Source organism: Legionella londiniensis, assembly GCF_001467825.1.
Taxonomy (GTDB): Bacteria; Pseudomonadota; Gammaproteobacteria; order Legionellales; family Legionellaceae; genus Legionella_A; species Legionella_A londiniensis.
The window spans coordinates 22921-45642 of record NZ_LNYK01000010.1; the positions used below are offsets into that span (position 1 = coordinate 22921).

Below are 22722 nucleotides of genomic sequence, written 5' to 3' on the forward strand. Positions count from 1 at the left end.
AGGAAAACTTTTAAACCCGGTTATCAGGCGAATATGAAAAAAACAATCGTTGAAATTTATGCGCTTGCAGTATGTTTCTTCACCATTATTTGTTTTTCATTCACAATCGTTTTTATGGCATATAATATTATCCGCGCTCTTGCCCCTTCATTCACAATCAGCGCATGGCAGTATGCAGAATATCAATCAAACGAACAATTTTGCAGTGGCGGAATAGTAACTTTTGATTCTGGTTCCAATAAATCAACTTCTAAATGTGGGGATAAATCTCCAGAAGAAATAACGAAATTAAGATTGAAAGCCTATACAAATGTGCTTGCTATAGAACAAAAAACCGCCATGCAAAATATAATTTATGCCTTGATTCTCTTACTCACCATCATGTTCATATATGTTTCCCATTGGCGCATCGCACGCAAGGCACGGCAATAATAATTCACAAGCAGACTTATCACGAAATGCAGGCAGCGGGGGATGTCTTGATTCCCCCATATTGCGCCATGCCAATATAGGCTATCGTGTATGCAAATAGCTGGTTTTTAATAAAAATAATGAGTATTCTATGGCGGTGTTTAGCTTAATGGAGATAAGCCGTGACAATTGTGGCAAGTTTTGAAATACCTTACCGCCAACTGCTTGATAAGCATGGCAAGTTATTAGGCCCCCTCCCTGCTTTTGCGCAAAAACATTCTACATTGATTGAATTATACAGGATGATGGTCCTGACTCGAACATTTGACAAGAAGGCGATAGCTCTGCAGCGTACCGGAAAGATGGGAACCTATGCCCCTATCAATGGTCAGGAAGCGATATCCACTGCAATTGGCCATGCCTTAAAACCCGAGGATATCCTTGTACCTTACTACCGAGACTATGCAGCTCAGTTCCAGCGCGGCGTTAAAATGTCTGAAATCCTAAGCTACTGGGGTGGAGATGAACGCGGCAGTGATTTTGCCTGCCATTCTCAGGACTTGCCCATCTGCGTTCCAATTGCGTCACAATGCCTTCATGCAGCAGGCATTGCTTTTGCATTTAAGCATCGCAAAGAGCAACGTGTGGCTCTGGTGACCATTGGGGAAGGCGGAACATCGGAAGGAGATTTTTATGAAGCGATGAATGCTGCCGGCAATTGGAATTTGCCTGTTGTATTTGTGGTTAATAACAATCATTGGGCTATCTCGGTTCCAGTAGAAAAGCAAACAGGAGCAAAAACCATAGCCCAAAAAGCAATTGCTGCGGGATTCGCAGGCATCCAGGTCGACGGAAACGATATTCTTGCGACTCGTCAGGTTGTTGAAGAAGCAATTGAGAAAGCAAGAAGCGGTGCTGGACCGACACTGATTGAAGCCCTGACCTACCGGCTATGTGATCATACGACTGCGGACGATGCAACAAGATACCAGCCCAAAGAAGAGGTAGAGCAGGCATTAACCAACGAGCCCATCAGTCGGTTTAAACAATTTCTGTTACATGAAAATATCTTAAACGCTGAAGAAGATAAAAAGCTGCACGATGACTGCGCCAAAGAAGTTCAAAAGTCTGTGGAAGAATATTTAAATCGCACACCGCAATCAATCAGCAGTGCTTTTGATTATCACTTTGCAACTGAGCCTGATTATTTAATTGAGCAAAAAGCAATTGCCATGGAGGAAGCAAATAATGCCTGATATTACCCTGGTTGAAGCAGTGACGCAGGCACTTGCCTATGAACTGGCGCATGATGAAAACGTGTTGGTCTTCGGCGAGGACGTGGGGAAAAACGGAGGAGTATTCCGAGCGACTGAAGGATTGCAAAAGCGATTCGGAGAAGAGCGTGTTTTTGACTCTCCTTTAGCGGAATCAATGATTGCCGGACTGGCTATTGGCATGTCTTTGCAGGGATTAAAACCAGTCGCTGAATTTCAATTCATGGGTTTTATTTATCCCGCAATGAACCAGATAATTTCTCATGCAGCCAGGATGCGTAATCGAACGAGAGGCCGCCTACATTGCCCTCTTGTTTTTCGAGCGCCATTTGGCGGCGGTATCCGCGCGCCTGAGCATCATTCTGAAAGTACGGAAGCTTTATTTGCTCATATTCCCGGCTTGCAAGTGGTTATCCCTTCCTCTCCCAAACGAGCTTATGGCTTATTGCTCGCCGCGATAAGAAATCCGGATCCCGTCATATTCCTTGAACCCAAGCGGATTTATCGGCTTGTTAAACAGCCCGTTGAGGATAATGGGGAAGCCTTGCCAATTGGAAAATGCTTTATTTTACAAGAAGGAACTGACGTAACGCTTGTTAGCTGGGGAGCAAGCATCCATGAAACCCTGCAGGCAGCAAAACAGCTAAATGAAGAAGGCATATCGTGTGAAGTGATTGATGTCGCTTCAATCAAGCCACTTGATATAGATACAATTTTAGCTTCTGTAGAAAAAACCGGGCGATGCGTTGTCATTCATGAAGGGGCAAAAACCTGCGGCGTTGGCGCAGAAATCAGCGCACAAATCATGGAAAATTGTATGCCGGATCTGATTGCTCCTGTACAGCGGGTCACTGGCTATGACATCGTAATGCCATATTTTCAATTGGAAAAGCACTATCTGCCCAGCGTCAAGCGCATCAAAGACAGTGTTATGATCATAATGGAGTAAGCATGAATATATTTAATTTACCCGATTTGGGCGAAGGTTTGCCAGATGCAGAAATTCATGAATGGTTTGTCAAGGAAGGTGATCATGTAAAAGCCGATCAACCTTTGGTATCGATGGAAACCGCAAAGGCTGTTGTTGATGTTCCAAGTCCACAAGATGGCGTGGTTATTAAATTCTTTGGAAAACCAGGCGATGTTATTAAAACCGGCGAACCCCTGGTTGCATTTGCAGCAGAAGAAGAAAAAACCAGGGACAAAGGCACTGTTGTTGGCAATCTCGAAGAAAGCAGCGACATCAGCGAGGATAATTTTATCATTGGCGGTTCCAGCGATACCCGCTTAAGAATGAAAACAACCCCGGCGGTTCGGATTCTCGCTAAAAAACTGGGCATAGATCTTGCCAGAGTCAAAGGCACAGGAGAAAAAGGTCTTATCACACGTGAAGATGTACAGAAAGAGGCGGACAAACAATCAAAACCTCCGGAAGGATTTGAACCGCTGCGCGGTGTTCGCCGTGCCATGTTAACCAGCATGACCCAATCGCACAGGGAGGTGGTACCTGTTAGTATTTTTGATGAGGCAGATATTGAATGCTGGCCATCGCAAAGTGATATTACGGTGCGCTTGATTCGTGCCATTGTTTATGCCTGTAAACAAGAGCCCGCATTAAATGCCTGGTTTAGCGCTGAACATGCTGCGAGACGTTGTTTTAATGAAGTCCATCTGGGGCTCGCCATGGATACGGAAGATGGCCTTTTTGTTCCTGTCATTCATGACGCTGCAAATCAAACGGATGAAGAGTTAAGACGGATAATTGATGAGTACAAAAATACAGTGCGCGAACGTTCAGTTCCAGGTGAAAAACTCAAAGGGGCTACTATCACGCTTTCCAATTTTGGCAAGTTTGCGGGTCGTTTTGCAAGTCCCATCATTGTGCCGCCTACAGTCGCCATTCTTGCAGTCGGGCGACTATATCGGGGAGCTGTGAATCACGATGACAGGGTCGCTGTACATCGGCTTTTGCCTTTATCTCTCAGTTTTGATCATCGTGCCGTAACTGGCGGAGAAGCTACTCGCTTTTTGGGAGCAGTAATAAGCGCCTTACAAAAATCTGAATCGTAACATTGTGAATGCCTCACTGCCTGGAAAGTGAGGCATTTTAAAATTAAACCTGTTTTTCTCTATACGCTAAGGTTTGTGCTCACTTCAGTAGTTGAACTCTCTTCTTCTTTTTTATCTTGATTTTTGGAGTCATTATTCTCTTTTGGCTCATTCTGGATTAGATTTTGGCTGGAATGACTGCTTTCAGTAATATTTGTTTGTTTTTCTTGATTTGAAAGTTCTTTTCTCTTTCCATCAATAATGTCTTGAGCTGCTTGAACCAAATAGTCATTTAACGATCCAAACGATTTTTTATGTTTCTCACATAATTGTTTGTTGTCTTGGATCAATTGATCAATACTCAGCAAAATGATTTCTTTAACAGCTTCTCTGTATCCTTTATGATTCTGTCCATCAAGCAGCACGCTTAAAACATTTTGTTCTTTTTGTACTGTTTCCTTAAGCATTGAGACATCAATGCGCCTTGCATATTGAGCATAGAGGTTAAGAACTTCGAGTTGGGCGGTGTTGTATTCTTTGTGATCTTCGCCAGAAGCCAACACTTCCAGAATCTTTTTACAGGTTTTAATGCGTTCACTTAACAGTGTTTCTTTATTTTTCCGTACCAGATTGTTATCCGTGATTTTTGGATTGCTCAAAAGACCCTCTTCTGCCTCTAATTTACGGGCAATATTTAACGCAAAGTAACGGGCAGCATGATAGAGAAACAAATTGAGCGGTTCATTATTATCAGGTACATCTAATAAGTTTTCTTCATTAAGTTTTTCATATAATTTTATTTCCATTGTTAAAAGTGTTGAAAGGGCATTACCGCTGTTCCCTTCATCATAATTCTTTTCACTGCTTTTTTTTGACAGTTCTTTTTGGCATGTCTCTATTAAATTTGTAATGTTAGTTGCCGCCGTATAATCATCATGGTTATCTTCAATTTCTTTAATTTTGCTTTTTAAAGCATTTAATTGCTCACGCTTGGTTTCTGATAAGGCAAAATCCCTGCCATATCCAAAAAAATAAAGCGCATAATTAGATAAGGAATAATCCAATTGCTTTGTTGTTTTTGTGACTTTATCAATTTCTTCCGTAATAATATTCTGAATAATTGTACGATATATAGTCATGGATACTCTCCTTAGTAAGCAGCTTTTCTATCATAACAACTTTATAAACTTCTGCAATTGTTTCAGTCTCTTACAAATTGATCTGGCGTGGGGTGTAAATCATCCTGATTTTTGCAAATCTAAAAGAGAAGTTTTCGAAGCTTTGGAAGACACTTTTCAGTCTATTCAAACGACAAATCACACACCAGCTCACGAAGGACAGTCGTTGCAAATCCCCCTTTTGGCAAGATAAAGGACATTGTATTATCCCTGAATTGAAATTGACTCGGATAGAGTACCATTGAGCGGTATGATTTTTTTAATCCATGCTCCTCGAGTTTCAGACACCATTCTTGCCAAGGTTCAAGCGCTTTGCTTTCAAGGTCAAGCGCGTCATCCTGGATGCGTTTTTTATCCTGACCCCAAAGCGGTGCCGTAGGATAAATATCACGCGCGCTTACGCGACGCTTAATTTCATCGTCAACTTCATCTAATCGGAAAATACTGTTAGTACCTGAAAGCATCATCAGATCACCGTTCACCGGCTGATCCCAGCAATCATTTAAAACACGGTAACTCAACACTTGATTAAATAAAAATGCCCGCGCTGCTGAATAATAGATGCTCCGTAAATGACGGTTTTTTACTTTTTTATTTTCAAACAATAAACTATAGGCATGGTTTAAATTACTGCATTGATTTCCAAACCGCTGCGGCCCAAAATAATTCGGCACGCCTCTTTTTATAATCTGCCGGATCCGCATATTGATGTCAGACTGGTCACATTGAAAATCCTGAATTTTGATAGAGAAGCGGTTTTCTTTTAAAGCGCCAATTTTGAGTTTTTTATGATGACGCACCGCTTTTAGCAGATGATAATTTTCTGAATTGAGCTGATTGAGATCAGGATCAGGCATACCAGGCAAATGCACGCTAAACCACTGTATGGTTCGCGCAAATTTATCTTTAAGGCCGGCATAAGATATGCGGTTTATATCTACTGCCAATTTTTGTGAAAGAATCCTAATCATTTCTTCAGTAGTCAGTAACTTTTTTTCAATCTGAAGAAATAAATGCTCCCCTTCGCCTGCAGGTTCAAACCCTAAAATTTCCTCAACGAAAAAATCTTCCGGACAAGCTTTAATTTTACCGCTTGATTTAGGACTGCCATAAGCAAATGCTAATTCATGCATCATAGGAAACTCAGTAACTGATGTAATTAAATTTAAAGGATCAACCAGCAGGCATTATTTTAATTTCGGCCTATTTTTAAATCAATTTATTCATTATTCGAGCTTATTGCTGATCCCAGGAAAGCATAAAAAGCTATATGAGACAGATTTTACCCTATGCTATAATAATGATGCATTTCTATATACATTACAGGGATTAGTATGAATCGACAGGAAAAAAAGAATACGGTAAAAGAAACCGCACTCAATCGTATATAAATGCTTTTATCATCAACAGCTTTTATTTTAGGGTTAGCTGCGCTTTTTTGGAGTGCTGAACGATTTATACGAAGCGCGGCATATGCTGCAAAATATTTTCATCTCCCCCCCTTGCTTATCGGTATGGTTATTGTCGGCTTCGGAACTTCTGTTCCTGAACTTGCCGTTTCCATATTGGCCGCAGCTCAGGGAAATCCAGGCATTGCTATCGGAAATGCCTACGGTTCAAATATTATTAACATTGCGCTCATCCTTGGCCTAACTGCCCTGCTCAGCCCTGTCATTGTCCATTCATCAGTCATTCGCCAAGAATTGCCTATTCTAATCGGGACTACAGGTTTGTCCATATGGTTACTTTGGGATATGAGAATCTCAAGGCTTGATTCTTTATTGCTACTCATTTTGTTTTTTGGGTTAATTTGCTGGAATATCCTGCAAGGGATAAAAAAGCACAATGATGCCTTGGAAATCGAAGTCGCTCATGAACTGGCCCAGTATCAATTAACCATTCAACAGGCGATGATGTGGCTAATCACCGGATTAATTCTGCTGATAATCAGTTCCAGGGTACTGCTGTGGGGCGCAGTCAATATTGCTCATCAATTTGGCATCAATGAAACGATCATTGGGTTGACGATAGTCGCTTTTGGAACATCTTTACCAGAGCTTGCGTCCTCCATCATTGCTGTACAAAAAAATGAACATGATCTTGCTTTAGGCAATATTATTGGTTCAAATTTATTCAATACATTAGCTGTCGTTGGCTTCGCGGGCATTATATCACCGATGGCGGTAGAGCCTTCAGTTCTTTACAGGGATATGCCTGTGATGAGTTCGCTTACGGTTTTTTTATTTATCAGTTGCTTTAGTATTAAAAAACCGGGGTTCATTAACCGTTTTGAAGGTTTGATATTACTGATTACTTATTTTCTTTATACCGCATTTCTTATATATACCCTATTTTGATTGCAAAAAACTCTCTGATTGTACCGGGCTCGGAATAAGATCATGCCGTTTTGATTCAATCCTGTCTTTCTAAAATATCTGAAGTTTTTTCTATTAAGAGATAAAATGAACCAGAGGCATACGGACAGATGGTTTTCCTAAGACTCATGGTTTAAAAAGTAATTGTTCAAAACCTCTAAAACAAGAGGTTTTAGAATTTGGCTGCCTGCAAATTGATTTTGCTCTTTATGAGGAGGATATTTATCGGTTAAATTACCAACAAAGATGTATTTTTGGGTGCCATTCTCAATAAATCCTATAAACCAGCCATCACGTAAAGTATGATCATCTGTTGTTAAATCAGCCTTATGAATCCCAGATCCTGTTTTGCCAAATAATGCCGCTCCATTTTTTATCCTGCCAAGATACATGTTTTGTTCAGTATTGATCAGTGCTTGATTTGATACAGGGAGCTTTCCAGTTAACATATTCTTTATAAATTCAAGTTGTTCATTTGCGGATATTTTCAAACTGCTGGATAACCATGCCCTGCTTAAGCCATTATTGAGGCCAGGATCGCCTGTGAAATCCTGATTACCGTAATTAAAATCTGCCAGATATTGTTTGATATTCGCTAAGCCGAGCTTTGGTGTGATTTCTTGCGAAACCCATACGGCAGAATTTTCAAGCCAGCTTCTTGGATTTTGATTTTGATTCCAGGCAGGCAATTCCCTTTGTTTGCCGTCCCAAAGAAATACAGTTTGCCGCGTAATGACTTTTTGATCAAAAGCCATTAAAGATAAGGCAATTTTGAATGTGGAATCTGGCGCTATTCTTTGCTTACAACGTTCATTCGGATTATGGTGTAAAAGGATTTTGTTCTGATTGAGGCTGTAGAGAATAAAACAAACATCATACTCCTTAAACTTATCTGCCATGTAAGAGTCAATAGTTTGTGCGCTAACAACATGATTCAGCATGACTATGATGCACATAGAAAGAAATTTCATTTTTTATGATTCCTTTTTGCCGCTTCTTACAGGCAAATCATTTAAATTAAAGATTTTTAAAACATGGCTCAGACTCATTGGAGGAAATGTTTCTAGTCCTATTTTGAGCTGGGGCAAACAGGCTTAATTGGGGAAGTGAACTTTCTCTTTTTGCATCAATACCATCACTTTTGTTCGCTTGAGATTTGAATTGGTTTTTTTTGTTATTTAACTGTAATTCTCTTTCGTTTCTCTGCACTCTACTGCTTGCGTTTAGTAATTGAGGAATGATCCTAACTTCATTCGCCTGATTATCCAAAGCCCCCAAACCTTGTTCCGGGGAAGTCTTGTAAACATTTGCTCCCTTTTGGGATAAAAACCGTATCAAAGAATCTGCGTTACTGTCTTCCCAGCTGACGCCTGAAGTGAAATCACTATCAGGAGTATTTTCATAATGGATAAATACGGCCTTATCAGGTAAAACAGGCATAGACATCTGCTCCATCACACTTAGTCCCCCGCCGCGAATCACCACGCAATTGCTGCGGGTCATAATCGGTGCCATTTCCTGATCAGTCTGATGGCCAAGAAGAACCAGCTTATTCCTGATGTTGACTTGTTCGACAGAAGAATATGTTTTAATAATCTCTTCAACCTTCCTTGAAATATGCTGGTTTAGTCCGCCAAAAATAAAAATATGATCATAATCTTTTTCAAGGAGGCATTTCACATAGTCTACAGTGGCAGTAGCTGCCAATGAGCCAATCATGATGGATGCAACTTTCGCGTTGGGATTAATAGTTATTTCTTTCAAACTGTAACTGGATGATTTTTCATCCTCAAATAATCGATAACCAAGTGTTACCGGTTGGTCTGTCACGGCAAAATTTTTTAAATTATCATCCTTAAAACCTTCCCTGACTAGCGGATTTTTAAGGGGATCAATATTATGAACCGCTTTAAAGCTCTGCTCCTGTCCAAAATAGGCAGCTTCCATGCATTCACTGATATTCACTGCATGTATTTCAAGCAACTGCTGCTGCCTGGATGACAAGTCATCCAAATTTTCCATAAAATTCGTGCAACCTGGCTCAGGTAAATCAGTTAAGTATTGATCAATATAAATGGAAGGGTAACCTGTTTTCTTGTTCCTGTTAAACGCAGGCAAAAATTCTCTATTATAATAATCTACAGCATCACATAACGCTTTTAACGAAAGGGCTTGAGTTGAAACTACCCTGGTAAATGGAGTCTTATTCGTGGCTGCTGTAATTAATAGATCCAGTGTTTTATGATAAACCGAATGATAATTATTTTCTTCAACGGAAGATTTGTTTGTCAAAAGCTTCTTTAAACTTTTTGTGCTTAAGGATAAGTGGCTGGCATTGTTTAACGCGGTAAACTCATAGCCTGCATCATAACAATCCTTCAATACATCTATATAAGGGCGATGTATAGGTTTAACAGTCTCTCCTTCCTTACATTGCTCCATTTGCTGAATTTTAGACATTTGATCCCAAAAGGTATCATAATCCGGCAAATCGGGATAACCAATCCAGTTCAGAATAAAACCAACAATTGCCCCAATCACAGGAACAGAATTTATCCATAATGCTGCTCGTAAAAAAATAGCAGTTAACGAATAAGGTTTATCTTGATACAGTTCGGCTCGATGCTGCGTAATAACAACAGATGGGTTATCTTTTTGAAGTTTATTAATAATTCCCTGGGCAGCCGAAATATGACCCGCCCCTCCGCTGCAGGAAAAAATTAGCGGACGCTCAACAATATTGGATGGGATGCTTATCATGTCATCCGCGCGATTTTCCACTTTCACTTCCATAGAATGGCTGGTTTTCTCGAACTCGAATTTCTGTTTCAGCTGATTAATAAAATAGTCATGATTCGTGTATTCCTCCCGATGGCCTAATTCGGCTATCAGATCGGTTCGCGATATAAAATGCGGCCCACGATACCCGGGCCTTTTAATAACATCATATTTAGGCTTGAAGTTAGGGGAACATTCCGAGCCTTCGCGCCCATCTTCCATTGACGCAATGGAACTCAACTGATCATGGATGATGCCGTCATATACATGTTGTTCATTGTCGCGAACAACAGAATAAATCTTGTCTTCATCTGGAATTTTTTCCCATGCGCTGGCAGCATCAACATGCCAGCCCGCTAGCCATAAAACAGGCGCGCTAATCAGATAGGCAATACCCGCTAATACAAAGCGTAAATAAGTTAATGGGTTCCACCAGTTAGCATTTTGTATTTCAGGTGCAATAAAACCAAATATCAAGCGGGGTAAAGAACGAAATGAACGTTCATTATTCAGTTTAACCTTATTTCCCTGGCTATGGAGTTCAGCTGCGGCAATGGTTGCTATAGCGCCGCCCAAAGACATGCCATCGAGACAAATGTTCTCAGGCCTTGCTCCAAGAGCTGTTAACCGCTCTACTTGAGCCCGGACATCATCAACCATATTCTTCAAAGTCCAGATTTGGCCTCGGCTATAATCAGTGCCTCGATAATTAAAGCTTATGGCGGTCGCGCCTAAATTTGTTGCTGTATATTTTAAATCCTTAATCCAATTAATATAGTTTTGATCGCGGGCAAGGCAGGTGATAACAAATTTTCTATCACGCATGTCCTTTAGGTTTTCTCCAGGAGCTGAAATTTGCACAGAATCGAGCTCAGCATTATCAGGCGTTTTTAAACTGAAAAATTCAATATTATTCTTTTTTGCATCTTTGTAAGCTTTCGCGCCATATTTATTGTCCAGCTGTTCATAAACATAGGCCCGCATCTTTACATCTAAAAATTCCATCCCTTTTAAATGAATATGAGACCAGTCAAATTTCCGATTGACACAGTTTTTTTCAGTGCAAGTGCCGTTGATTAGGTTATCAATTTTATCCAGTATCGAATCAACATATGCCTTATCTTTTTCATTTTCGTAGCAGAGCCTGTTTCTTAATCCGGAAGATAACCCTATGCTGCTTTTCAGTTTAATCAGCATATCATCCAGCCACTTTATTGATGGCTGCTTGTTAAAATTAACAACTGCTATATCCTCTTCAGGTTGATTACTGGTTTTTGTAATATGAATGGTTCGTTGTTTTGGAACGAAGCGGTAGTTAACCACCAGGTGGGCAATATGCTGCGCCAGAAAAAAAGAAATAATCCAGTTGAATATCTTTAAAGGGAGTAATAGAAAATTGAGCAAAGTTCGCCATAAGGAAAGCTTTTCTTGATTTAATGTATAATAATAGTGCTTTTTATCCATAAAATGGCCATCTAGTCAGAATTTAAATTAAAAATTAAAACCAGGCGATTATAATAAAAGACAGGAAAAATTGGCACTATTTTTTCAATATGAGCTTCTCGTAGACACTTTCTTCGGATCGTATTGCCTCTACCCTATTGATAAATAGGGTAAGTTATTTTTAATAACCTTAACGATTCCTTGTTCATTTATGTATACGACCAGAGGCTACTGACACTCCCAAATAAATAATTTTTTAAATTTCTCCCAAAAAGATTCTCCAAGCACAAAAAATCCGGTAATGGTAATCAGATCCAGGATAAAATGGGTCAACAAATACGCCCGGTTGCCTAAAATTAAAATCAATCGCGGAGCAAAATAAGTTGCAAGCCAACTGATAACAATGCTTCCAAAAAATAACCACAAACCCACTTTATATTGAACTTTCCCGACAGGCTTTACCGGCCGCTTTACTCTAAACCAGTCTTTTATTTTTTGCTTGATTGCCGTAATTGCTTCTTTTCCAGCCAAAGCCGCGCCTAAAATCAGAAACAATTCCGGCCCTCCTACCAAAAAAAAGCCAATTAAAGTGGCAGAGTAACTTGCGGATAAATGAAACATGGGAACCAAAAACGTCCCAAGCGGTAAAATGCAACCTAATACAATTAAAAATATACCTGTTTTATATCGAATGGTTGTTTTTTGCTTTGTCATCGCAGGCCTTGAAATTGTAAACAATAAGAATTAATTGGAATTTAAAATTTTCCAGTGCAAATTACTAAATTTGGCTTATCTATGTAATACTATTATCTCTAATTTCTTTTATTGCAAGCGCTTAAAAAAGGGATGTGCATGCTACAGCAATTCAATTATCAGTTTCATCTCATCATAACTCTGATTGTCTTATTGTTTGCGCTGATAAGTTTTATTCGTGAAAAAATTCCTGCCTATATTACAGCGCTTCTTGTGATGGCTGCCTTATTGTTTTTTGGTGTTATCAGTACGGGAGAAGCCCTAAGCGTTTTCAGCAATAGCGCGCCCATAACCATTGCTGCCATGTTTGTTATTGGTGCGGCATTAAAAAACACCGGTGTGATTGATCTGATGGTTCATTATATTATGCAAATTGCAGAAAAGCGCTTCTGGTTGGCGATAGCCGGATTTTATGGCTTTGTTTTAATTGCTTCCGCGTTCATGAACAATACCCCAATCGTGATAATCATGACGCCGGTAATCATTATGATAACCAGGAAATTTAATCAGTATCCCTCCAAATTTTTAATTCCCCTCTCTTATATTGCCATCATGGGAGGGACTTGCACTTTAATTGGAACATCGACCAATTTGCTGGTCAATGGAATTGTTATCTCATCAGATGTTCCTTCATTTAATATATTTGATATTACTATTCCGGGATTAATCATGGCAGCTGTTGGCATCCTGTTTCTTTTAGCATTCGGCCACAGATTGCTGCCCGTTCGGCCATTATTCACCGAAGAAATATTTACACCTGAGAATGGAAACAAGCATTTTATTGCCAATGCAATGGTCTTGCCAGATTCGAGGGCAATTGGTAAAACCCTGGATGAACTGGGGTTTCCAGAGAGCAAAGATTGCTTTGTAATCGATATTATCCGAAAGGACAAGAGCCTTTCGGAAACATTGCCTACCCCTCAAAAAAACATAAACTTGTTATTAAGAACCATACCATTGCAGCCGTTCGACAGGATTTTAATCCGCTCAAATAAGGAAAAATTAATAGCAATCAATAAATTACAAGGACTGATTTTAGGCGAAAGAGAAGGTTTGTCCGCTCTTCGAGAGACTAAAGAGACGATTATTATGGAAGGAATTGTCGGCCCGGACTCAAGGCTGATTAATCATCACATCAGCTCGTCATGGATCCGACGGCGTTACAACTGCCATATTTGGGCACTCCATCGAGACAATAAAATTATTAAAAAAAACTTCTACAAAATACCCCTGAAATTTGGTGATGTGTTGCTGATTGAGGGCACACATGAGGACTTGGATGATTTTTTTAAAAATGAAGAAGTCTTGAGCCTTACAAAATTTAAAAAAACGTCATTCGATAAAAAAGGATTGATAGCGCTTTTTACTATTATTTCCGTTGTTGTTTTTTCAGCGCTGAACTTTATGCCCATCACTGGCCTTGCCTTGATAGGAGCCATACTGGTTATAGTCACAAACTGCATTACAGCCCAGAAAGCCTATGAATCAATCGACTGGCGAATTCTAATGCTGATTTTTGGGATGCTCAGTTTATCCACCGCAATGGAAAATACAGGGATTGCTGAATATATTGTCCAAAATACCGCAGCCTTTACAGCTCAGTTTGGCCCAAGGGCCATTCTTGCATCAATATATATGATGACCAGTATCTTAACTGAGTTCATGACCAATAATGCGGTAGCAGTATTAATAACCCCCCTGATTATCAGCCTTACCATAAAATTAGGCTTAAATCCCGAGCCTTTTATCGTCGCGATTATGTTTGCTGCCAGCGCAAGTTTTGCTACCCCGCTTGGCTATCAGACTAATACTTATGTCTATAATGCAGGTAATTATCAATTTCGCGATTTTTTGAAAATTGGCATTCCAATGAATATCATTAATTTTATCACTGCAATTATCGTAATACCGTTATTTTGGGATTTAAAGAGAGCAATATAATGGATTATACAATGTTTACCCCATATAAAGGCCTGATTGGAGGATTTTTAATAGGACTTAGCGCGGTTTTGCTGATGTGGTTGAACGGCCGCATAGCAGGCGTGAGCGGGATGGTCCATGGTCTTTGCCCTCCAGGAAAAAAAACTGAATACTGGCGCATTGCTTTTATTCTTGGCCTTCTTGTCGGCGGGTTATCTTTTCAGATGTTTCCAGCCATTCAATTTTCCTTACGTACCCATTATCCAGTTATGATTTTGTTGCTGGGCGGTTTTTGTGTTGGCTTTGGAACGCGTATGGGGCATGGTTGTACTGCAGGGCACGGCATTTGCGGCATTGCCCGTTTATCCGCACGCTCCATCGTTGCAACCCTTACTTTTTTTATATCCGCTGTTATTACAACAATAGTCTTCAGACACATCATAGGGGTTTATTAATCATGAACCGCTCAATAGCCGCTTTTTTTACAGGGATGATCTTCGGAACCGGACTCAGTATATCCAATATGACAAACCCATATAAGATTTTGAATTTCCTGGATTTTTTTGGGCCATGGGATCCAACCTTGCTGGTTGTCATGATTACGGCTCTTATCACAGCTTTCATTGGGTATCAGATGGTTTTTAAAACAAAAAAACCGGTTCTCGAGCAAGTGTTTCATATCCCTCAAAAAACCAATATTACAAAAGGCCTCATTATTGGCAGCATTATCTTCGGTATAGGTTGGGGTTCCACAGGCTACTGTCCTGGTCCATCGATCACTGCTCTTTCCACCGGCAATCCAGATCCTTTATATTTTGTACTCGGAATGGTATTGGGTTCACTCGTTTATTGGATGCTTTTTGAACGGCGCAGTTAGGGGCTGTGCGCTTATTATTTGCCGGGGTATACTGATGAATTTCAATGAACGCTATTTTTTATGATCAACTTAAATCTTATTGGCATACTGCTCATTACCGGCTTATTTCTGCAACTTATGATTCTTGTTTTTCTTCTTTTGCGGCAAAGCCGCGTTCAGCAAATATTGACTGCAACGCTTCATCAGCTGCAACTGGATGTACAAAATGCCTACCTGAGCAACCAACAGGCAGTTTATGAGAAAATCTCCCAAGGCCATCTGACCAGCCAGCAACTCATTGCTGAAACAATGCAGCGCCAGATGACGGACGTTCGTGAACAAATAAACCATAGCTTTAAGCAGCATGCCAATGCTTTAAGTTCCCATCTGCATGCCCTGACCGAAGAAATCCGCAATCATCTGCAAGCGCTCACGCAGCAGGTTAACCATCGCCTGACTGAAGGATTTGAAAAAACTTCGACTACTTTCACTGATGTTGTTCGCCGCCTGACCATTATTGATGAGGCGCAGAAAAAAATTACTGAATTATCAACCCACGTGGTAAGCCTTCAAGATGTCTTGGTGGATAAACGCGCCCGGGGTGCGTTTGGCGAAGTGCAGTTATCCACTTTGATCGCCAATGTGCTTCCGAAAACACATTATGCGATGCAATACACCTTAAGCAATCAAAAAAGGGCAGACTGTATTTTGTTTCTGCCAGAACCTACAGGAAATGTCGTAATTGATGCGAAATTTCCTTTGGAAACTTATCAAAAATTGATGAACGCTGATATCAGCGTAACTGAAAAAAAATCATTGCAGCAGCAGTTTCGACAGGATTTACAAAAACATATTAAAGATATTGCTGAAAAATATATTGTTCCCAATGAAACTAGCGATGGCGCCGTCATGTTTCTTCCGGCAGAAGCCATTTTTGCAGAAGTGCACGCCAATTATCCCGAAATCGTCAGTCTCGCTCAGCGTTTGAAAGTCTGGATTGTATCGCCCAGCACTTTAATGGCAGTACTGACCACTGCCAAAGCAGTCTTAAAAGATGATGCCACCCGTAAACAAGTCCATATTATTCAAAAACATCTCCACTCATTGGCTGATGATTTTCAACGTTTTGAAAAACGCATGGATAAATTATCCAAGCATATTGATCTGGCCCATCAGGATGTCAGTGAAGTGAACACATCTGCAAAAAAAATTACCCAGCGATTCCAAAAAATAGAATCTGTAGATTTGGAATCGTCTGATAAGGCATTATTAGAGGAGCACTGATAACTGTTCGCTAAAAATTGATTTGCCGGATGTATGTGATATCCTAAATTTAATCCTAACAAAAAGGTTAACAATGCGACTTTTACGTTTGCCTGTATTCTTCTTATTGCTTGCGGCGCTTGCCGCATCAGCACAGAATTCCTGTGTCAATGATTACTGCACGAACCCCTGCCCAAAGCCCACACCGCCTCAATATAGCTCCTGTCCGGGCTGCTGTGAAAATATGGGAGGCATACATTACTGCGACTCTTCTGCCGGACGCTTTGTGTGCAAAAACGGTTATTATTCTTCCTGCTATTGCACGCGTCATGCAGTGATGGATTTACAAAAGCTTGAGGGTTGCTGTTTATGGAAAGGCGGCGTTCTAACCACCGATATACGATCCGGCCTGGTTATCTGTAACAACGGCGGCGTCTCTGAAGTCTGCAGTTTACAGACTTTTGAAGAGCGAGTGGCGGCCTGGTAATCTTCCTGGCTATCCTGTATGTAAACCTGCGTAATTTTTTTAAAGATATAGACTAAAATTCTTTCACTATACTGGACAACTTATGTGCGAACCATCATAATCGCATCCTTTTTAAACCCTATAGAGCAACGTCTGAATTTCATACGTTGTAATTTCTTTTAAACTGAAAATGCCAAAACCTCTCATTGAAATTCAACAACTTAACAAGTCATATGGATCTGCTGCCATATTGGACAACATTTCTTTGTCGGTTTATGCAGGCGAGTTTTTAACTCTACTCGGCCCTTCAGGTTGTGGAAAGACAACCCTTCTGCGCATGATATCGGGTTTTGAACAACCTTCATCTGGCCGTATATTGATTAATGGGCAATGTGTTAATCACCTGCCTCCACAAAAACGGGATGTTCATACGGTATTTCAAAGTTATGCCTTGTTTCCCCATCTCTCTGTCTTTGAGAATGTAGCTTTTGCCTTGCGCTGCAAGGGCGTGGCCGAGGATGAAATCATCACCCGTGTTGATGAAGCGTTGAAATTGGTTCGTCTTGAGGCTTTTTCTCAACGAAGAATAAAACAATTAAGCGGCGGCCAGCAACAACGAGTTGCCATAGCACGGGCAATTATTAACCGCCCTCAGGTTTTATTGCTTGATGAACCGTTAAGCTCTCTGGATTATCGCTTGCGAAAAGCCATGCAATATGATCTGAAGCAATTGCAAAAAACCCTGAACATGACATTCATTTTTGTTACTCATGATCAGGAAGAAGCGCTGTCCATGTCTGATCGCATTGTCATATTTAATCATGGGCACATCGAACAAATCGGAACTCCACGAGAGGTTTATGAAACACCAAGCAATTTATATGTTGCCGGTTTTATCGGAGAAGCCAATATATTTGATATTGAAGTCAAAGCATTAACAGACGACAGCCTATGGACTGAAATAGAATCTATTCCGTTTCAATGCAAAAACTCAGGCGGTTTTCAAGTCGGGGACAAGGTTCATTTAATGATTCGCCCGGAGGACATTCGCGTCTGGGAACCGCATGAGGTTTCAGATCCCGCAGGAATGTTGCCTGGAAAAATCGTCGATATTATTTATAAAGGCTCAACTGTTGACCTGAAGGTTCAGCTCACATCAGGCAAAATCATCAACGCCTCAGAGTTTTTTGATGAAGATGATGATAAATTGGAATACACCCTCAATGAGAGTGTATGGGTGCATTGGTTCTCTGGCTGGGAAGTGTTATTGCCTTATGAAAACTAGGCCTTGGTCAATTTATTTTATCTACATATGGCTTATTGTATTCAGCTTGCTTCCGTTTGGTTTGATCTTGTTTGCAAGCTTTCTGACGAAAGATCCGAAGCATCTTGTTTCCCTGCCTTTTACACTGGAAAATTATTATAATTTGTTATCTCCTGTTTTTGGTAAAGTCTTCCTGCGCTCTGCCTTAATGGCCGCAGTAACGACCTTTTTTTGTTTATTGCTCGCTTATCCATTCAGTTATTTGCTGGTGAAATCAAAACATCAATCCGCATTATTGATCTTAATCATCATTCCTTTCTGGACAAGCTCGCTTGTCCGCACTTATGCGCTTATGGCCATACTAAAATTCAAGGGTATTTTGAATACTATTTTGCTTAAGCTACACCTTATCAGTGAGCCTCTTACCTTGCTTTATACCAATTTTGCGGTTCTCAGCGGACTCGTATATAACCTTTTTCCTTTTATGGTTTTGCCAATCTTTACCAATATGGAGCGGTTTGATTTTCGTCTAATCGAAGCCGCTAAAGATCTGGGCGCAAACAAATGGTCTATCTTTTTTCGGGTATTTTTGCCCAATACGGCACCAGGAATTATTTCAGGATGCCTGTTGGTTATGCTGCCTGCCATGACATTATTTTACATCCCAAACATTTTGGGCGGTGCGAGATCCATTTTGCTCGGCAACATGATTCAAAGCCAGTTTTTAGTATTAGAAAACTGGCCACAGGGTGCCGCGACCAGCACTGTATTAACTGCATTATTATTGTTACTGCTGTTATTCTATCGCAGGCATAGCAGGGAGATGATTCATTGAAATCGTTTTTGCAAAAAACATACCTGGCTGCGGTTTATGGCTTACTCTATTTTCCGATTTTAGTGCTGGTTGTCTTTTCAGTGAACCAGGCCAAATTTTCTCTGCAGTGGAAAGGCTTTTCATTTCGTTGGTATATTGAACTCTTTCATGATTATGAACTTTGGTCCGCCTTTTTAAATTCGGTTTTTTTAGGATTGAGCGCTTCTCTTATTGCATCAATTCTCGGCTTACTGGCATGTGTCCACTTATTTTTATATGGGAGCCGGCACAGGCGTTCTCTGTTTGCAATTTTACTGCTTCTCATCATCATTCCTGACTTGGTGTTGGGCGTGGCACTTCTGATATTTTTTAATGTGATGTCCATTCCATTAGGTTTTTTCAGCTTATTGATCGCACACATTACTTTTTGCATCCCATTTGTCGTGTTAACCATCAATAGCCGTATCCACACCCTGGATGCCAATATTTATTTTTGCGCACTGGACCTGGGCGCAAGCCGATTGACCGCTTTGGTGAAAGTGTTATTGCCCTTATTATGGCCTGCCGTCATGAGCGCCTTTTTGCTCTGTTTTACTTTATCTTTCGATGATGTCATTATCAGTTACTTTGTGGCAGGACCAGATTATAACATTCTGCCGCTTACAATTTTTTCTTTAGTACGAGCAGGAGTCACGCCAGAACTAAATGCACTGTGTTCCATAACATTTTTTATCTCAATGGCTCTGGTTGTCACGGCTCATCAGCTAACAAGGAAATCAATATGAGACTTAAGTACTTTCCCCAGAATCAACTTTCTGGTGATGAGCTATTATGAAGAGCTGTTTTTTTAGCCTGATATTGCTGGCTTTCCTTGCCAATCCCCTTCATGCAGAAAAAATTGTTAACGTCTATGTTTGGGGCGGCGAAATTCCCAAAAAGGTTATTCATCAATTTGAGAAAGAAACCGGCATTCACGTGAACTTTTCTACCTACGACAGCAATGAGACAATGTTTGCCAAATTAAAAGCAAGCAGAAAAAACCCATATGATGTGATCCTTCCTTCAGGATATTATGTCGAGCGCATGAAAAAACAAGGCATGCTCACTGAATTGAACCATGAAAAACTGCCAAATATCAGTAATCTCGAACCTTTTTTTACAACGAACGAATTTGATAGAGGCAACCAATACAGTGTACCTTTCATCTGGGGTGCTACGGGAATTTTTTATAACAAGGACCGGGTTCAAAATCCTCCTGAATATTGGGGCGACCTATGGGATCGGCGCTGGAAAAATAAACTTTTATTATTAGATGACCCCCGTGAAGTATTTTCCATAGCTCTCTTAAGTCTTGGTTATCATCCCAATGATAAAACACCTGCCCATATTCACAAAGCTTACTTAAAATTATTGACCCTGGTTCCCAATATTAAGCTTTTTGCCAGCGAAAGCGTGATGGCAATTATGATTGATGAAGATGCAATAGCCGGATCTGCCTGGAATGGAGATGCTTTTAAGGCTAATCAGGAAAATAAGCAAGTTCAGTTTGTTTATCCTAAAGATGGATTTGTTATCTGGATTGATTGCCTTGCAATTCCCAAAAATCCACCTCATCCGATAGAGGCCTACCAATTCATTAATTTTTTACTGCGCGGTGATATTGCAGCGAAAGTCGCGCTAAAAGAAGGCCATGCCATCACGAACCGGAAGGGCAAGGCATTACTGCCGAAAGCGATTAGCCAAAACCAAGTGGTCTATCCCTCAGAAGAAATTCTGAAAAAAGGTTATTTTCAACGCGACGTGGGGGATAAAACCGCGACACTTTATAATCAGTATTGGGAGCAGCTAAAGCTCGCTTTTTGAGGCTTACGCCTGTCGATTTGCTCCCTCCTGCAATTTTTTTTGCCGCCCAAGAGCCTCTCCCAAGCATAATGCCATAAATAAAATAAAGAAATAACCTGAGCCTGAATAAAACAGTAAAGAATCAGACAGGTTCCCCGCCATAAACGGCAAAAGAATAGCAAATGCCATTGCTCTCATAGTATCCAGTCGATAAGCAGCTGCCAGTAAACTGGCAAAGAAAAACAGCAAGGCAGAAATTCCAACAAGGCCAAATTCCGCAGCAACAAGCCAGTAAAAACTATGAGGCTCAAGAAGCCTTCTATCCCATGAAGGCACGGGTTTCAATTCGCTGAATAAATAAGTAAAACTACCGGTTCCATTACCCCAATAGGGCTGGTGCATAAATAATTGCCTGGCAAAAGAATGAAACTGTAATCGATACCCTACTGATGTGTCTTTTTGATTCTGGCTATAACTTTGCAAATCTTCGACTATCTGTTCAACTCTGGTTTGTATGCCAGGATGTTCATAGTAAATGATTGCCAGTAAAGAACAGGATATCAAAAGAACAAGCAGACCTTGCCTCCACGAAAAAAATTGCACAATGAACAAGATGAGAAGAATAAGATAAATGACATACCCCGTACGCCCCGTATTCACAAACCAAATCTGATAACTGAATAAACCAAACAGCAATCCATAAATGAGGCGATTTCTTCCTGCTTGGCGAAAGGCTAATAACAGGGACAGATAAGCAGAAAACGCTATCATATAACCTGTCATGATATGGTTACGAAATACATGACCGGGATCGTCAATACCAAATGGGGAAACACTCCAATATTTATAAATTGAAACAAGTGCGGTTATGGTCATCGCCAATAAAAAAGCATTGAGCGCGTATTTTCTTGTGTTCTCATCACGAAAGCCAACAGCAAGGATGGGAAGAAACAATAATTTACTGTATTTTTCAAGCACCAGTATCCTTTCGCTGTATAAAGCAGGACTCCACAGGCAGGCAATAAGCGCTATAAAAAATAAAAATAACGCAGCCTTGCACCAGCCATGGGAAAAAACATCGCGTAATTGCTCCCGATGAGCAGGCCAAGATAAAACGAGAATAACTGAAGAGACTAAAAAAATACTTTTTGCTGTGGAGCTGATGGGCAAAGCCAAAAACAAAAGCCCGAGAGATGCTGTTATCAAGGTTTGAAAAGAAGCTGTTTGCAAAATCCTTTGCTGAGCTGACATCATGCTTTCTTATCCTCCACGTCAGGCAATTCATCAATCAAGTGATCAGGATAGAGTTGCTTCAATCCACGATACAACGTCCCCTGAGCATTCATCACCGCAAAAATAAACCCTTCTTTCCCATCAAGAAATCCCCTTTGCAATACAAAGCAGCGAAAAAACATCCACACGGTTCCAACAGCAGTTTTAGTAAAGCTGATTTTCTTTTTTTCCTTAATGCGTATTTTTGCGCTGTAAGAAGAATACCGGTTTAGCTTGTAAAGCGCGTGACTTAAATCACGAAAGGAATGATGGCGGATGGGCGTACTGATTTTACCGATTCTTGCATCCTTTGGCAGAATAATTTTTTCATGGACAATATCATGGCTGTATCTTGCACCCTGTCGTTTGAATAAGCGGATATGCCGTTTGGGACTTGAAGAGTATCGCAAAGCCTTGTTATAAAAATACATACGGATTGGGATGCGGTAAGCATCTGCCTTATTGGATTGAATGGCTTTTTCAATAGCATTTTTAAGCAATTCATCAACCGATTCGTCGGCATCTAGATTTAAAACCCATTCCCCTGAGGCATAAGCCAGGGCACGTTGTTTTTGAACCCCATATCCCTGCCAATCTGTTTCGTATACTTTATCTGTATATTCTTTAGCGATTTGCACCGTGCTATCGCTACTGCCTGAATCCAGAACAATGATTTCACCTGCAAAGCTTACTGACTCTAGACAGCGTCTAATATTCAACTCTTCATTTTTGGCAATTATAATGACACTCAGCATGTCTTTTTA

At 40.4% G+C, this 22722-nt stretch carries 21 protein-coding genes; 14 read left to right on the top strand and 7 right to left on the bottom strand.

Annotation, left to right across the window (positions count from 1 at the left end):
- Window positions 1-33: 33 nt before the first annotated feature.
- The 4 genes from Llon_RS02985 to Llon_RS03000 all read left to right on the top strand — a co-directional run bounded on the left by Llon_RS02985 (window position 34) and on the right by Llon_RS03000 (window position 3755).
- On the top strand, window positions 34-432 hold the full coding sequence (locus Llon_RS02985) for a hypothetical protein (protein ID WP_058528589.1): 399 nt from the start codon (window positions 34-36) through the stop codon (window positions 430-432).
- Window positions 433-593: 161 nt separating this feature from the next.
- Complete coding sequence (pdhA, locus tag Llon_RS02990) at window positions 594-1667, top strand: pyruvate dehydrogenase (acetyl-transferring) E1 component subunit alpha (protein WP_058528590.1); 1074 nt, start codon at window positions 594-596, stop codon at window positions 1665-1667.
- Window positions 1660-2634, top strand: coding sequence for an alpha-ketoacid dehydrogenase subunit beta (locus tag Llon_RS02995; RefSeq protein ID WP_058528591.1), 975 nt, complete (start codon window positions 1660-1662; stop codon window positions 2632-2634). The genes pdhA and Llon_RS02995 overlap by 8 nt, the downstream gene beginning before the upstream one ends.
- Window positions 2635-2636: 2 nt before the next feature.
- Window positions 2637-3755 (top strand): dihydrolipoamide acetyltransferase family protein, encoded by a 1119-nt coding sequence (locus Llon_RS03000; RefSeq protein WP_058528592.1) that lies wholly within the window; start codon window positions 2637-2639, stop codon window positions 3753-3755.
- 59 nt (window positions 3756-3814) lie between these two features.
- Here the strand turns inward: Llon_RS03000 and Llon_RS03005 are convergent, their stop codons facing one another.
- Entirely contained in the window at window positions 3815-4873 is a 1059-nt protein-coding gene (locus tag Llon_RS03005; RefSeq protein WP_058528593.1) for a hypothetical protein, read from the bottom strand.
- 161 nt (window positions 4874-5034) lie between these two features.
- Complete coding sequence (truD, locus tag Llon_RS03010; protein WP_058528594.1) at window positions 5035-6048, bottom strand: tRNA pseudouridine(13) synthase TruD; 1014 nt, start codon at window positions 6046-6048, stop codon at window positions 5035-5037.
- A 255-nt stretch (window positions 6049-6303) separates the two neighbouring features.
- Between truD and Llon_RS03015 the strand changes: the two genes are divergently transcribed.
- Window positions 6304-7269, top strand: coding sequence for a calcium/sodium antiporter (locus Llon_RS03015; RefSeq protein WP_058528595.1), 966 nt, complete (start codon window positions 6304-6306; stop codon window positions 7267-7269).
- Between the two features lie 137 nt (window positions 7270-7406).
- On the opposite strand, the gene Llon_RS03020 is transcribed toward Llon_RS03015, so the two are convergent.
- The 3 genes from Llon_RS03020 to Llon_RS03030 all read right to left on the bottom strand — a co-directional run bounded on the left by Llon_RS03020 (window position 7407) and on the right by Llon_RS03030 (window position 12222).
- The gene (locus tag Llon_RS03020) at window positions 7407-8258 is read right to left on the bottom strand and encodes a penicillin-binding transpeptidase domain-containing protein (RefSeq protein WP_058528596.1); all 852 of its coding nucleotides are present in this window, start codon (window positions 8256-8258) and stop codon (window positions 7407-7409) included.
- Between the two features lie 46 nt (window positions 8259-8304).
- Window positions 8305-11529: a hypothetical protein gene (locus Llon_RS03025; protein ID WP_058528597.1), complete on the bottom strand. Its 3225-nt coding sequence runs from the start codon at window positions 11527-11529 to the stop codon at window positions 8305-8307.
- 207 nt (window positions 11530-11736) lie between these two features.
- On the bottom strand, window positions 11737-12222 hold the full coding sequence (locus Llon_RS03030) for a transporter suffix domain-containing protein (protein ID WP_058528598.1): 486 nt from the start codon (window positions 12220-12222) through the stop codon (window positions 11737-11739).
- A gap of 138 nt (window positions 12223-12360) precedes the next feature.
- Between Llon_RS03030 and Llon_RS03035 the strand changes: the two genes are divergently transcribed.
- The 9 genes from Llon_RS03035 (at window position 12361) to Llon_RS03075 (ending at window position 20707) form a co-directional block, all read left to right on the top strand.
- Window positions 12361-14202: an SLC13 family permease gene (locus Llon_RS03035; protein WP_058528599.1), complete on the top strand. Its 1842-nt coding sequence runs from the start codon at window positions 12361-12363 to the stop codon at window positions 14200-14202.
- A gap of 11 nt (window positions 14203-14213) precedes the next feature.
- A complete protein-coding gene (locus Llon_RS03040; RefSeq protein ID WP_237758245.1) occupies window positions 14214-14636 on the top strand; it encodes a YeeE/YedE family protein in 423 nt (140 codons plus the stop codon).
- 2 nt (window positions 14637-14638) lie between these two features.
- The gene (locus Llon_RS03045) at window positions 14639-15058 is read left to right on the top strand and encodes a DUF6691 family protein (RefSeq protein ID WP_058528601.1); all 420 of its coding nucleotides are present in this window, start codon (window positions 14639-14641) and stop codon (window positions 15056-15058) included.
- A 60-nt stretch (window positions 15059-15118) separates the two neighbouring features.
- On the top strand, window positions 15119-16321 hold the full coding sequence (locus tag Llon_RS03050) for a DNA recombination protein RmuC (protein WP_058528602.1): 1203 nt from the start codon (window positions 15119-15121) through the stop codon (window positions 16319-16321).
- A gap of 73 nt (window positions 16322-16394) precedes the next feature.
- Window positions 16395-16787 (top strand): hypothetical protein, encoded by a 393-nt coding sequence (locus Llon_RS03055; RefSeq protein ID WP_058528603.1) that lies wholly within the window; start codon window positions 16395-16397, stop codon window positions 16785-16787.
- A gap of 169 nt (window positions 16788-16956) precedes the next feature.
- The gene (gene potA, locus Llon_RS03060; RefSeq protein WP_058528604.1) at window positions 16957-18051 is read left to right on the top strand and encodes a spermidine/putrescine ABC transporter ATP-binding protein PotA; all 1095 of its coding nucleotides are present in this window, start codon (window positions 16957-16959) and stop codon (window positions 18049-18051) included.
- The gene (locus tag Llon_RS03065) at window positions 18041-18865 is read left to right on the top strand and encodes an ABC transporter permease (protein WP_058528605.1); all 825 of its coding nucleotides are present in this window, start codon (window positions 18041-18043) and stop codon (window positions 18863-18865) included. The genes potA and Llon_RS03065 overlap by 11 nt, the downstream gene beginning before the upstream one ends.
- On the top strand, window positions 18862-19629 hold the full coding sequence (locus tag Llon_RS03070; RefSeq protein ID WP_058528606.1) for an ABC transporter permease subunit: 768 nt from the start codon (window positions 18862-18864) through the stop codon (window positions 19627-19629). The genes Llon_RS03065 and Llon_RS03070 overlap by 4 nt, the downstream gene beginning before the upstream one ends.
- A 46-nt stretch (window positions 19630-19675) precedes the next feature.
- Complete coding sequence (locus Llon_RS03075; RefSeq protein WP_058528607.1) at window positions 19676-20707, top strand: ABC transporter substrate-binding protein; 1032 nt, start codon at window positions 19676-19678, stop codon at window positions 20705-20707.
- Window positions 20708-20710: 3 nt separating this feature from the next.
- On the opposite strand, the gene Llon_RS03080 is transcribed toward Llon_RS03075, so the two are convergent.
- Both Llon_RS03080 and Llon_RS03085 read right to left on the bottom strand, forming a co-directional pair.
- Entirely contained in the window at window positions 20711-21940 is a 1230-nt protein-coding gene (locus Llon_RS03080) for an O-antigen ligase family protein (protein ID WP_058528608.1), read from the bottom strand.
- The gene (locus Llon_RS03085) at window positions 21937-22713 is read right to left on the bottom strand and encodes a glycosyltransferase family 2 protein (protein ID WP_058528609.1); all 777 of its coding nucleotides are present in this window, start codon (window positions 22711-22713) and stop codon (window positions 21937-21939) included. Before Llon_RS03085 ends, Llon_RS03080 begins: the two co-directional genes overlap by 4 nt.
- Window positions 22714-22722: the final 9 nt, after the last annotated feature.